At 47.5% G+C, this 13,257-nt stretch carries 12 protein-coding genes and 2 tRNA genes; 5 read left to right on the top strand and 9 right to left on the bottom strand.

Annotated elements, in window-relative coordinates; translation table 11 throughout:
* Nucleotides 1-27: 27 nt before the first annotated feature.
* From L1285_RS16660 to rlmE, 8 genes are all read right to left on the bottom strand, one after another.
* Nucleotides 28-113, bottom strand: a tRNA-Leu gene (locus L1285_RS16660).
* A gap of 80 nt (nucleotides 114-193) precedes the next feature.
* Nucleotides 194-279, bottom strand: a tRNA-Leu gene (locus L1285_RS16655).
* A 10-nt stretch (nucleotides 280-289) separates the two neighbouring features.
* Complete coding sequence (secG, locus tag L1285_RS16650) at nucleotides 290-637, bottom strand: preprotein translocase subunit SecG (protein ID WP_046005771.1); 348 nt, start codon at nucleotides 635-637, stop codon at nucleotides 290-292.
* 4 nt (nucleotides 638-641) lie between these two features.
* Nucleotides 642-1,385, bottom strand: coding sequence for a triose-phosphate isomerase (gene tpiA, locus L1285_RS16645; RefSeq protein ID WP_235413282.1), 744 nt, complete (start codon nucleotides 1,383-1,385; stop codon nucleotides 642-644).
* A 79-nt stretch (nucleotides 1,386-1,464) separates the two neighbouring features.
* Nucleotides 1,465-2,805 carry a phosphoglucosamine mutase gene (glmM, locus tag L1285_RS16640; protein ID WP_235413281.1) on the bottom strand — a complete coding sequence of 447 codons (1,341 nt, stop codon included), beginning with the start codon at nucleotides 2,803-2,805 and terminating at the stop codon, nucleotides 1,465-1,467.
* Entirely contained in the window at nucleotides 2,802-3,647 is an 846-nt protein-coding gene (gene folP, locus L1285_RS16635) for a dihydropteroate synthase (RefSeq protein ID WP_235413280.1), read from the bottom strand. Before folP ends, glmM begins: the two co-directional genes overlap by 4 nt.
* A gap of 447 nt (nucleotides 3,648-4,094) precedes the next feature.
* Nucleotides 4,095-6,029: an ATP-dependent zinc metalloprotease FtsH gene (gene ftsH, locus L1285_RS16630; protein ID WP_235413279.1), complete on the bottom strand. Its 1,935-nt coding sequence runs from the start codon at nucleotides 6,027-6,029 to the stop codon at nucleotides 4,095-4,097.
* Nucleotides 6,030-6,097: 68 nt separating this feature from the next.
* Nucleotides 6,098-6,727 carry a 23S rRNA (uridine(2552)-2'-O)-methyltransferase RlmE gene (gene rlmE / locus L1285_RS16625; RefSeq protein WP_046004213.1) on the bottom strand — a complete coding sequence of 210 codons (630 nt, stop codon included), beginning with the start codon at nucleotides 6,725-6,727 and terminating at the stop codon, nucleotides 6,098-6,100.
* Nucleotides 6,728-6,810: 83 nt separating this feature from the next.
* Here rlmE and yhbY point away from each other — a divergent pair, with 83 nt between their 5' ends.
* Nucleotides 6,811-7,107 (top strand): ribosome assembly RNA-binding protein YhbY, encoded by a 297-nt coding sequence (gene yhbY, locus L1285_RS16620; protein WP_046004214.1) that lies wholly within the window; start codon nucleotides 6,811-6,813, stop codon nucleotides 7,105-7,107.
* A gap of 14 nt (nucleotides 7,108-7,121) precedes the next feature.
* Here the strand turns inward: yhbY and L1285_RS16615 are convergent, their stop codons facing one another.
* Nucleotides 7,122-8,282: a serine hydrolase domain-containing protein gene (locus L1285_RS16615; RefSeq protein ID WP_235413278.1), complete on the bottom strand. Its 1,161-nt coding sequence runs from the start codon at nucleotides 8,280-8,282 to the stop codon at nucleotides 7,122-7,124.
* Between the two features lie 180 nt (nucleotides 8,283-8,462).
* Here L1285_RS16615 and L1285_RS16610 point away from each other — a divergent pair, with 180 nt between their 5' ends.
* From L1285_RS16610 to L1285_RS16595, 4 genes are all read left to right on the top strand, one after another.
* Entirely contained in the window at nucleotides 8,463-9,269 is an 807-nt protein-coding gene (locus L1285_RS16610; RefSeq protein WP_046004216.1) for a hypothetical protein, read from the top strand.
* A gap of 145 nt (nucleotides 9,270-9,414) precedes the next feature.
* Entirely contained in the window at nucleotides 9,415-10,122 is a 708-nt protein-coding gene (locus L1285_RS16605; protein ID WP_125784198.1) for a response regulator transcription factor, read from the top strand.
* 96 nt (nucleotides 10,123-10,218) lie between these two features.
* The gene (locus L1285_RS16600) at nucleotides 10,219-11,529 is read left to right on the top strand and encodes a sensor histidine kinase (protein WP_235413277.1); all 1,311 of its coding nucleotides are present in this window, start codon (nucleotides 10,219-10,221) and stop codon (nucleotides 11,527-11,529) included.
* A gap of 188 nt (nucleotides 11,530-11,717) precedes the next feature.
* Nucleotides 11,718-13,064 carry a sodium-dependent transporter gene (locus tag L1285_RS16595; protein ID WP_235413276.1) on the top strand — a complete coding sequence of 449 codons (1,347 nt, stop codon included), beginning with the start codon at nucleotides 11,718-11,720 and terminating at the stop codon, nucleotides 13,062-13,064.
* Nucleotides 13,065-13,257: the final 193 nt, after the last annotated feature.

The following is a 13,257-nucleotide window of genomic DNA, read 5'->3' as shown; positions in this document are numbered from 1 at the left end:
GCTATTGAAATATATTGAAATACCGGTTGGTGCGAATGGGGGGACTTGAACCCCCACGAGCTATGCTCACCACCCCCTCAAGATGGCGTGTCTACCAATTCCACCACATTCGCAATTCGGTGTAATGCATGCGTGTTAAACGCTTAAATTCTCTTTAGCTATGAGAGAGCCAGTGCATTGCTGGCTCTAAGACTGGTGCGAACGGGGGGACTTGAACCCCCACGAGCTATGCTCACCACCCCCTCAAGATGGCGTGTCTACCAATTCCACCACGTTCGCTAAGTGTTTTTTAGTTCGGGACGTCTGAGTTGTTTTGAGACTCTTCTGACGCAGGTACATCTTCAGAAGCAGGTGCAACGGTTGCTGCTGGCGCTTCCAGATTTTCCCATTGATCAGCCTGCTTGATTTGGCTTGCAGTCATGCTTCCCAATACAATACTTAGCACGAAGAATACAGTTGCAAGTATTGTTGTTGTTTTGGTCATGAAGTTACCAGCACCTGATGAACCAAATACAGTTGCCGACGCGCCAGCACCGAAAGATGAACCCATGTCAGCGCCTTTGCCCTGCTGAATCAAGATCATTCCGATCAAAGACAGCGAGACAACCAAATAAATAACCAAAAGAATCTCGTACATTTACTTATCCCTTTGCACTTTCACAGATAGCTTTAAAGCTTTGAGGCTTGAGACTTGCTCCGCCGATTAGGCCGCCATCGATATCTGCCTGTGCGAATAATAATTCACTGTTACTTTCATTAACACTGCCGCCATATAAAATGCGCAGTGCGTTTGCAACGTGTTGATCATAACCAGATAACAAGTCGCGTATATACTTGTGTGTCGCCTGGGCTTGCTCTGGTGTGGCTGTTAAACCGGTACCAATCGCCCAAACTGGCTCGTATGCTATCACAGAATTTGCCAGTGATGCTATGCCTAATTTTTTAATTACAGCTTCAAGCTGTTGTTTAACAACTTCTTCTGTTTTGCCTTGCTCTCTTTGCGCTTGGGTTTCACCAATACACAAAATAGGTGTCAGGCCACTTTGCTGTGCTTGAGCAAACTTGTTAGCTACATCGTCATCAGATTCGCCGTAAATACTGCGTCTTTCAGAGTGCCCTACCAAGGTGTAATTTGCGCCCAAAGATTTAACCAGCGAAGCTTGTATTTCGCCTGTATAGGCGCCAGATTCAAACTCAGACACAGTTTGTGTGCCACAAGTTAGACCTGCAGATATTGCCTCAGATAGCAACACTGCCGGAGGAAAGATCAACACCTCACGCTGCTTGCTTGAGACTTGCGTACTCACCGCGGCAATTTCTTTTATCAGCTCACAAGAGCCGTTCATTTTCCAGTTGCCTGCGACGATTGGCTTTCTTTGTCCCATGTAGTACTCCGCATCAGAAAGCGGGTGAGATACTAACGCCACTCACCCTAAGTTACAAGAAAAAATTGTGGATTTTGGTTTAGTTGCTCACAGATTCAACGACTTGAGCGATTTTGGTGGCAAAGTCAATAACTTGCTTCTCTTGTTCGGCTTCAACCATGACACGAACAACCGGCTCGGTTCCCGACTTTCTCAGTAACACGCGGCCTTTATCAGCCAGTTCAGCTTCAACCTCTTTCACGGTTTGCTGAACTATATCGGCTGAGACAGGATCGGTGCCTTTGGCATAACGCACGTTGATCATCTTCATCGGGTATTTCACAAACCCGGCACCCAGGTCTTTCAGTGTCTGGTTTTGTGCAACCATGGCTGCCAGTACCTGTAAGCTTGACACAATGCCATCCCCTGTCGGGATAAGGTCGAGATTCAGCACGTGACCAGAGCTTTCACCGCCAATTGTCCAGCCATGTTCCTGGAGTTTGCTCAACACGTAGCGGTCACCTACTTTGCTTCGCTCAAACGGAATGTCTTTTTCTTTCAGTGCATTTTCCAGACCCATGTTCGACATCACAGTACCGACCACACCGCCTTTTAATTGTCCACTGCATTGAGCCTGTGCAGCAATGATGTACACAATGTCGTCACCATCAAACACACGCCCATTGTGATCCACCATCATCACGCGATCGCCATCACCATCGTAGGCAATCCCAACATCTGCCTGATGCTCCAAAACATGACGCTTTAACGCATCAACATGCGTTGCACCGCATTTTTCGTTGATATTAACCCCATTTGGTTCACACGCGGTGCAAATCACTTCAGCACCTAGTTCTCGCATGACGGCTGGCGCAATGTGATAAGTGGCGCCATTGGCACAGTCTAAAACAATCTTCAGTCCCTCTAGTGATAGTTCTTTCGGGAACTGGCCTTTACAAAACTCAATGTAGCGACCGTCGGCGTTTTCGAGTCGTCTTGCTTTACCCAGTTTATCCGAAGCCACACACGTCATTGGTTCATCGAGCATAGCTTCAATTTCCAGCTCGACTTCATCAGGTAACTTTTTACCATCTCCACCAAAGAACTTAATGCCGTTGTCGTGATAAGGGTTGTGTGATGCACTGATCACTATGCCCGCTTCAGCACGGAAAGTTTGTGATAAGTAAGCGACCGCAGGTGTGGGCATAGGGCCAAGTAGCACCACATTAATACCCGCAGCAATCAGGCCAGCTTCTAAAGACGTCTCCAGAAGATAGCCAGAAATGCGTGTGTCTTTACCAATTATTACTTTTTTGGTACCAGACTTAGACAGCACCTTACCTGCCGCCCAGCCTAATTTAAGCGCAAACTCAGGCGTGATGGGAAATTCTCCCACCATGCCACGCACACCGTCTGTACCAAAATATTTTCTAGTTGTCATTTATATACTCCATGGGTTGCTGCGCGCCAAACCCGCAGCACATCATTGGTTTCTTTAACATCATGAACACGTATGATCTGCGCCCCCTGTTGAGCACATAGCAGTGCTCCACTGAGGCTCGCAGCCAGGCGCTCATCTGTATCCCGATTCAGTAATTTGCCAAACATAGATTTGCGGGATAACCCGGCAAGAATAGGGAGTTCTAGTTCAGCAAAATATGATAATTGCCCTAACAGCGAAAAGTTATGCTCCAACGTTTTGCCAAAACCAAAACCCGGATCAATTATGAGTCGCTCACGCGCTATACCTGCTTCTACACAGCAAGCAATGCGTGATTCGAAGAAAGAAAGAATGTCTTTAAATAAGTCTTGATAACTCGGGTCAAGCTGCATAGTCCTGGGTTGACCTTGCATATGCATCAGACAAACCGGCACGTCGCTATAACGCGCGGCTACATCCAATGCGCCTGGCTCCTGCAGTGCCCGAACATCGTTAATCATATCGGCACCCGCTTCAATCGCAGCCGCCATCACCTCAGCTTTACTGGTATCAACGGAAATAATGCAATCAGACTGGGCTCGCAGGCCTTCTATAACAGGGATAACACGCTCAAGCTCCTGCTCCAGCGCCACATCAGGTGCACCTGGTCGCGTTGATTCACCACCGATATCAAGCATGCTAGCGCCCTGCTCAATTAGAGACAAGCCGTGTTTGACAGCGCTGTCAGCTTGGGAATACTTGCCGCCATCTGAAAAAGAGTCAGGAGTTACATTCACAATACCCATTATCTGGGATGTAGAAAGGTCAAGTGTGCGACCACGAGGAAGTCTAAGCTTAAGCATATTTCGCCTGTTGAATTGCTTGTATATAAGCATATTTTATAAAAAACTGCCACATTAAGATAGTAAGCGCTCGCTGGTAAGAGCCTAACGGGCACTTTATGAATGGCTGCTTACTTATTCCTATTTCACTTAATACCTGTTCAATATGCAGGAGCAAATATGACGCTAACGGTGTTAAAAATTTTCATTTATAGCAAGTAAATAGCAAAATTTTTGCCACCCCTGCACGAACGTCGTTGCCTCAGCAATAGCGGGACGCGTGAGCGATGTTATCGACCCTACTTTCTCGCCTCAAAATAAACACTTAATTAAGCAAATTCGCTATCGCACAACTGGGCACGAAGAAGCGAGAGATACTCTTGCTCAATATGTGAGCTGGTATGGGGCTTCGCCTATAAAAAACCCCGGCCAAAGCCGGGGTTTTCATTGCTTCAATTTTAGCTTAAATCACAGCTTGTCATCAAGCTCAGATCCTGACACCGATGTATTGTCGCTTTTTTCTGCGTCGCTCTTAGTATCAGCAGAAACGCCCGTATTACCACTGTCTGTTGGCTTACGGTCATGGGCATCTCTGGGTGGACGTACTTCTTTTCTTTCCATCAGATCATCAATCTGGCCCGCATCGATTGTTTCGTACTTCATCAATGCGTCCTTCATTGCATGCAGAATGTCCATGTTATCTTTCAGAATTTGCTCTGCTCTGTTGTAGTTGCGAGATACAAAGTCTTTAATTTCAGCGTCAATTAGTTTAGCTGTTTCATCAGACACACCTGCCATGCGTGATGAGCCGCCCCCCATGAACATTTCACCTTGCTCTTCCATGTACATCTGAGGACCCAATTTAGGGCTTAAGCCCCATTGCGTGACCATCTTGCGCGCAATGTCGGTAGCCCGTTCAATGTCATTACTGGCTCCCGTGGTTACTTTGTCATCACCATAGATAATAGCTTCCGCGATACGGCCACCATACAAGCTGGAAAGCATTGACTCCAGATGCTCTTTAGAGTGACTTACCCTGTCTTGCTCCGGCAGATACATAGTGACACCCAAGGCTCGACCGCGTGGAATGATAGACACTTTATAAACCGGATCATGTTCTGGCACTAAACGACCTACGATGGCGTGACCCGCCTCATGGTAGGCAGTCATTTCTTTTTCTTTCTCAGACATCACCATAGACTTACGCTCGGCGCCCATCATGATTTTGTCTTTCGCAGCATCAAACTCAGCCATACTGACTTTACGCTTGTTACCGCGAGCCGCAAATAGCGCAGCTTCATTAACCAGGTTTGCCAAATCGGCACCCGAGAAGCCAGGCGTACCACGTGCAATCACAGATGCCTCAACATTTTCGTCAAGCGGCACTTTACGCATGTGAACGTTCAGGATTTGCTCACGACCACGGACATCAGGTAAGCCAACCACAACCTGACGGTCAAAACGACCGGGACGAAGTAATGCTGGGTCAAGTACGTCAGGACGGTTTGTCGCGGCGATAACGATGATACCTTCGTTACCTTCGAAGCCATCCATTTCAACCAGCATTTGGTTCAGCGTTTGCTCACGCTCATCGTGACCGCCACCCATGCCAGCACCACGTTTACGACCTACCGCATCGATTTCGTCAATAAAGATGATACATGGTGCGGCTTTCTTAGCCTGGTCAAACATGTCTCGCACACGCGAAGCACCCACACCAACAAACATTTCTACGAAATCAGAACCGGAAATGGTAAAGAATGGCACTTTCGCTTCGCCAGCCACTGCTTTAGCAAGCAAGGTTTTACCCGTACCCGGAGGACCTACCATTAACACGCCTTTAGGAATGTTACCGCCCAGTTTCTGGAACTTAGATGGGTCGCGCAGGAAGTCTACCAATTCGGTAACGTCTTCTTTTGCTTCATCACAGCCTGCGACGTCGGCGAACGTCGTTTTAACCTGATCTTCGCCCATCAGACGCGCCTTGCTCTTACCAAATGACATGGCGCCTTTGCCGCCACCGCCTTGCATCTGACGCATGAAGAAAATCCATACACCGATTAGCAATAGCATTGGGAACCAGGAAATAAAAATGTTAGCCAGGAAAGATTGCTCTTCTGGTGCAACCCCTTTTACGTTTACATCGTTTTTAAGTAAATCGTTGATCAGGTCATCATCGTACAATGGCATAATGGTTTGGAAGCGCTCACCATTGTTTTTGATCCCTGTAATTGTGCCAGCTGTCCGGTCGATGTTGACATCGCGGACAACACCGCTACGCACTTCGTTCACAAACTGAGTGTAACTAGTCTGGCGATCTGCTTGTTCGCCACCATTGAAGCTCTGAAACACGGTCATTAGCACGACTGCTATCACCAACCAGAGTATTAAGTTCTTCGCCATATCGCTCAAGGGGTTAACCTCTTGTATCTAAAATAATTCAAATTCGTCTTAAAAGCGTTTCAACTGTACTACAGTTTGTAGCCCGTCGCCACTATATATACTTCACGGGATCGAGGACGAGACGCTTTTGGCTTGCGGATCTTAACCACTTTAAAAGCATTACGCACGTCCTGCACAAACTGATCAAAGCCTTCACCCTGAAATACCTTCACAGCAAAAGCACCGTTAGGTTTGAGTACCTGGTGACACATATCAAATGCCAGCTCAACCAGATACATGCTTCCCGCCTGGTCAATCACAGTGTTGCCACTCATATTGGGTGCCATGTCCGAACATACCACATCGATATTTTTGCCGCCAATTCTGTCTAACAAGGCATTAAGCACCGCTTCTTCACGGAAGTCACCTTGCAAAAATGCCACGCCTGGCAGTGAGTCCATAGGTAAGATGTCACAGGCAATCACCTCACCCTTATCACCAACTTGCTCAGCCAAATACTGAGACCAGCTCCCCGGTGCTGCACCTAAATCAACAACATGCATGCCCGGTTTGAACAACTTATCTTTCTGTTGGATCTCTTCCAGTTTGAAAACGGCACGAGAGCGATAGCCCCGTTTTTGTGCCTCATGAACATACGGATCTTCAACATGTTCTTTTAACCAGCGCTTAGAGCTCGCTGAGTGCTTTTTATTTGCCATATTAACTGCAACTCATTAGTAATATTCTTTAGATGGCGTTAGAATAGCGGTAATTCAAGCCTTAATTAGTAAATTGTATCAATATGACATTATCAAATAAACAGAAGCAGTACCTAAAAGGGTTAGCACATGACCTAAAACCCGTTGTTTTGCTCGGTGGTAACGGGCTAACAGAAGGAGTTCTGTTAGAGATTGAGCAATGTTTAGACATCCACGAGCTCATCAAAGTAAAAGTCCCCACCAATGATCGCGAAACCAAGCAACTGATCTTCGACGCCATCGCGCGTGAAACAGGTGCTCACAAAGTTCAGGCGATTGGCCACATCGTCGTTTTGTATCGCCAAAGCGAAGATAAAAAAATCCAGCTGCCTCGCCAGTAGCAAAGGCTGGCTGTCTAAGTATCAGATTGTGCTTTGGCAGCCCTGCTAAATTCAATGGCCTGACGAATAAATTCGGTACTCAGGCCGTTGATAACGCCACTTTCAGCGTTCAGCAGCAAACTAAAGCCAATTCCTAACTCCGGCAATACCGCAATATCCGTTCTGTACCCCTGAACCCAGCCACTGTGGTAATACATGAGTTCACCAGAAAAGCTATAAATACGCCAGCCCAAGCCGTAATGCGCCTGCTCTACATAATTACGCCATACCCTTCTGCGGAGTTCTCGCTTAGTGCGAGTATAAGGACGAGACTGAATGGTTAATGCGTCCAGCGATAATACCGATGGATAAATCCCCAGTTGCGCCTTAAGCCATTGGCTCATATCTGCGGCGCTGGCGTTCACACCCGCAGCAGGGGCAACTTTATAATAATGCGGTTTGAGCTTTGCGGTGTGCCAGCGTTTAGTACCACGCACATGGGGCGCGGCAAAATTATCATCGCGGGTCATATGTGCATGCCCTAAGCCTGCATCTTTCATCCCTAACGGAGCAAAGAAAAAGTGTTCCAGCCAGGTTTCATAACTCAGCTGCGTGGTTTGCGCTATCACATCGCCAATCAGGCTAAACATGACGTTTTGATAACCATAACAAATCCCGGGCCGACAAATATGCTCTACGTCGACCAGTCGTGGATAAATTTTGTCATACGTCATCCGAGACTCAATCAGATTGTCATAGGCATTAGGCACCAGACCACTGGAGTGGCTGAGTAAGTGATATAATTTTGCCTTGCCGTAGGCACTTTCACTGAAAATAGGTAAATGCTGAGCAACGGTATCTTCCAGGTTAAGTACCCCTTGCGCTGCCAACTTAGCGGTCAGTGAACCGGCAAAGGTTTTAGACACCGAGGCCAGGCGAAAACGGGTATTGGCTGTGACTTGGCGCCCTTTTCTTACTTTGGTTTTCCCCAACCCGGCAATATGATCGCCATGCTGACGGTGCACAATGCTCAAAGCAGCGCCCGGTATCGATTTTTCTTTTAGTTTTTGTTTGAGTTGCTTAGAATATGCGTTCACAAATTGCTCCCAGCGCTGCTGCTCGCTGCTTGGGTCAGCCTGAACGACACAGGTCGTCAGTGCGAAAGCAAGAATAATAAGGTGATGCAGTGACTTCATAATGATCCGATTCATTAACACGCTGCACATAATATCATGAAGTTTGGTACTGCTCACGCAGACAATCCAGGCTGAACACAGAAACTTTTCTGTCTCACCCTTTGGAGCGTACCAAAGAATTTGTCGTGTTTTAATGCAGCTAAGTGCTGATCTATAAAACTAAATTTAGAGGTATAAGTCATGCGCTGTTTGCTTTCAATTATTGCCTTGGCCGGACTGACAGGGTGTATTGCAACACCGCCAATGGCGCCCAAACTGGACGTGCCGAAAAAGCCGCTATTAACCAAGTCGGTTTATCAAATATCATACAGTACCGAACTCGAGTCTGCCCGGATCAAATCCGTGCAGCTGCCCGCTCACCCGGTCAAAAGTGGCAATACGGTGTACATAGATACCAGTAAAGTGAGCATGACGGATACTTTGCGTAAGCAGATTATCCAGTTGTTAAAAGACAAAGGTTTGACCGTAGTCGCACAAAAAAGCAGCGACTACCACCTGGTGGTTCAACAACTGGACCTGTCATTTGGTAAAGACAAGGTCTATGTGTTAAATAAGCCCGAAGATCCGCATCCCTATATAGCGCAGCTCGCTCAGACCATTCCAAGCAAACAATGCAGTAATATCATTGCGTCGTTAAGTATGCGACTGACGCATAAATCATCATCCGATGTGATATGGTTTGCCAAATCGTCCATCAACAGTGCCGGGTATCAGGGTATTCCACTACAATACACATTTACAGAAACTGAAAAAGTGGCCAATGAGCACGCCGTCATTTCCTATATCGTTGAGCAAAATCAGGAAGAAGCGCGTCGTGCCCGATATAACCAAAGCGTGAAAATCCCGCCTTATCAGGTAGAGTCGCAAATATCTCCTCTGGTCAAAACAGCGGGAGCTTGTAACAAAACAGAGGTGAGCGCACTAACCAGCGATATGATGCATTATCTCAGCAAGGGCCTGATAGAAAAACTTAATGTCTTGCTTTAACTGAGGTTATTAAACAAGAACACACACTTAATTACACTTTTTACGTGATTCGTACTTATAATTGCAGTCAAGAACATAATTCAAGCAAAGTAATGAACGTCTTGGCCGGCAGCATGCAAGGCAAGCGCAATAAAGGAGAAGTCAAATGGAGCAATACGGCACAATTTTGTTGGTTGAAGATGACGAGTCACTCGCTCAGTGGGTTGCCGATTACCTGAACAATCAGGGTTACACCACAGAGTGTTGTTATCGCGGTGACCAGGTTGTCGGTATGGTCAAGCAACATGAGCCAGATCTGGTGTTGCTGGATATCATGTTGCCCGGGCAAGATGGCATCAGTGTGTGTCGCGAGTTGCGCCAGTTTTATAGCAAGCCCATCATAATGCTGACAGCAAAAGACGAAGAGATGGACGAAGTCATTGGACTCGAAGTCGGTGCCAGTGATTATGTCATTAAACCTGTCCGGCCACGCGCTTTGCTGGCGCGGATCAAGGCTAATATGCGTGTTGCTCAAGATAATGAATCAAATTCAGATGCCAATGCGCTGATGCTCAATGTCGGGAATCTACGCATTGATACGCAGGCACGCAAAGTCATCGTGGCAGAGCAGGAAGTCAATGTCTCCAGCGCCGAGTACCTGTTGCTGCACTTTCTGGCCAGTAATGCTGGTGAAGTTGTGTCACGCGACGCGGTGTTTAAAGCGACTAAAGGCCGTGAATACGATGGCCTGGACCGCAGCGTCGATGTGCTTATCTCGGCATTGCGTAAAAAGTTTGGCGATGATCCTCAGAACCCGGAAAAGATCAAAACAATCTGGGGAAAAGGCTATCTGCTTGTGCCTTCGGCTTGGTAAGCCACATTGCTACCTGATGGCCCGCTCACAATGGTGCGGGCCTAAGCCTCTCTTCTCCCCTGCCTGATGCAACGGTACTTATCTTTGGAGTAATGGATGAGAAAGCTCTATCTTTACCTGCTCGCAAGTGCGCTGATCTCAATTGTGGTGCTAGGCTGGTTACTTGACACCCTAAGCCAGCAAGCTGAGCCCGCAGAAGACGCCTTTGCCTGGCAGGCCAAGCTGCTTTATGGCGTTACCAACCAAAGTGCCTCCATACCTGAAACGCTGCGGGCGGCCTATATGGAGCAAGTGAGTAAAGATTTTGACTTGCCCATTACCTACAGCTCCGGGGACTCTCTGGCATTACCTATGGAGCTCAAAAACCAAATGATGCAGCCAGAGGGCTTACTGCTTGAGGATGATATAGGCTATTACCTGCTTAAATCAGCCCCGTCACTGGCACCAGACTACCTTGAACTGAGACTTGAAAAGCCCCCCGAGCAATATGATTCCGATGTGTTTTTGACACTGGCATTTTATGCCGGCATTTGCACCTTTATGTGGGTTATCCTGGCACCGCTTGCTAAACGGCTTACCGTGCTGGTGAGTGTCGCTAAACAGTTTGCCAGTGGTAATTTAAGTGCCCGTATCGAAGTAAATCACTTCACCTATATTAAAGATCTGGAACTGACCTTTAACCGCATGGCCAACCAGATAGAAAAGCTTCTCGCTGAGAACAAACTCATGGCGTCGAGCCTGTCTCACGACATTCGCACCCCGGTTGCCTGTTTACGGTTTGGTTTTGATGCCGCGTTTGAGGAAGATGACATCGAGCAGGTCCACGCTCTGATGCATCGTATGGAGAAAGATCTTGATCAGATGGAAAACATGCTGGCCAGTTATTTAGCCTTTGCCACCCTTGAACAAAAATCACACCTGCTCAAGTTCGCCCCGACAGAGCTGGACGGCTACATTCGCAATGTCGTTGAGCAGATGGCCCCTAAATTGACGAACAAACAAATCAATGCCAGCGTCTCGGTCCCTGCACACTTGCAAATGGATGCCGATCCGCACTGGCTGGCCAGAGCCATCTCTAATTTACTGAGCAATGCCTGCGATTTTGCCGACAAACAAATCATCGTCAGCGCCCAGCAATTGGATCATCAGATTGAAATACGCGTTGAAGATGATGGGCCTGGCATTGAGGAAGAAAACTGGGCTAAAGTATTTGATCCTTTTTTCCAGGAGCAGGGACATCGAAACCGGGCCGGTAAGAGTTATGGCCTCGGCCTGGCCATTGTTTCAAAAGTGGTCGACTGGCACCATGGCCGGGCCAGAGTCAGCAGATCCGACCTGCTTGGCGGCGCTAAATTCACCTTGACGTTTCCCTGTAAAGCACCGAGAAATACTGTCAAGACTGACTGACAAGCGTTAGATTTGTGCTATAAATCAGCTAGATACTAACTAATGGCGAGCACAGCACTGGATTTTTCGGATTACGCTTAGAATTTGCGCAAAAACTTGTGTTAGATCAAAGCAATTTAGGCCTTTTTATTTCCTTTTAATTACAGTAGATTGTTGCCGCCGTCTTTAAAAATGAGAAGTATAAGAATATGAGCAGTGTGCGCGGAGAGTTCAGCTCTCGCTTCGGATTCATAATGGCAGCAGCGGGCTCAGCTGTTGGCCTGGGAAACATTTGGGGTTTCCCAACTCAAACCGCCAGTAACGGCGGTGCCGCTTTTGTATTGATGTATTTGATCCTGGCGTTTTGTCTGGCTTATCCCGCATTGATGGCTGAGCTGGTGATTGGTCGCCATGGTCAGGCAAACGCGGTGTCTTCACTACAAAAACTGGGCAACAACCCAGTGCAAAAGAAATTTGCATTTTTCGTCGGGTTTGGTGGCATTATCTGTGCCGGACTGATCTTAAGCTTTTATGCCATCGTGGCAGGCTGGATGCTCAGCGCCACTCTGGAGCCAGTCGCAACAACAGTAGGCGCAGCAGGTGCTGCACAGTGGCTGTCAGAGCAGTCTCTGGTAAGAGATCTCAGCTTTACGCTCATCTTCGTGGCTCTGACTATCTCTATCATCAGTAAAGGTGTCGAAAATGGCATAGAAAAATGGTCCAAACGCCTGATGCCTGCGCTGCTGGTCATTTTATTTTCGTTGATTGCTTATGTGCTGACTCAGGAAGGGGCAACGACGGGTTTAAAAGCCTATCTGGTGCCTGATTTTTCTTCGCTGCTAGATCCGGGTTTGCTGGTCAGTGCGCTCGGTCAGGCATTTTTCTCGTTGTCGCTGGGTACCAGTGTCATGATCATTTATGGTTCTTACATCAGTAAGCAGGAAAACCTTGTTTCTCTGGGGGCATACGTCACGCTGATTGATGTGTTTATTGCCTTTGTTGCGGGCCTGCTGATCATTCCTGCTATGTATGTGGCACAGGCTCAGGGCGTCGAAATTTTCTCATCAAGCGGCCAGCTGCTGTCTGAAGACACGTTAGTATTCCAGGTATTACCAGCCTTGTTTGAAGGCATGGGCGGTGTGGGTGTCTTTGTTGGCTTTGCTTTCTTTGCCCTGATGAGCATTGCAGCGCTCACCAGCTCTATTTCGATGCTTGAAGCCCCGGTATCTTATGCGGTTGAAAAGTTTGCTCTGGCCAGAACGCAGGCGACCTGGATCATTGGCGGTATCATCGCAACCGTAAGCGTGACAATCATTCTGAACTTCTCAGCTCTGTTTGGTCTGGTTGTGCAGCTGACCACGCAATTCGGTCAACCCCTGCTTGGTATGCTGTGTTGTATTTTCGTTGGCTGGATCTGGCACCGTCAGAAGTTACTGAGCGAAATTCAGGAAGGCCACCCGGAAGTCGCTTCATCTGTATTCTGGCGGATCTGGCCCTGGTATATCCGCTTTGTCTGCCCGCTGGCCATTGCGCTGGTGTTTATCAATTCCTTGTAATTGATAGAAAAAGAGAGGCAACAGAGCCTCTCTTTTTATTTTTATACCAATTTGCTTAGTTAAGTGTGCAATCTTGAGGCGAGAAAATATGGTCGATAACACCGCTCCCGCGTCCTGCTATCGCTGAGGCACCTACATCCATATAGGCGAGGCAAAAATTTGCGAACTAATACCTTAGGTAAAGGTTCTAAAT

The sequence above is a fragment of the Pseudoalteromonas sp. DL2-H2.2 genome, assembly GCF_021532535.1.
Lineage (GTDB): Bacteria > Pseudomonadota > Gammaproteobacteria > Enterobacterales > Alteromonadaceae > Pseudoalteromonas > Pseudoalteromonas rubra_A.
The sequence above is the reverse complement of the archived record's forward strand: the minus strand, read 5'-3'. Positions and strand labels throughout refer to the sequence as shown.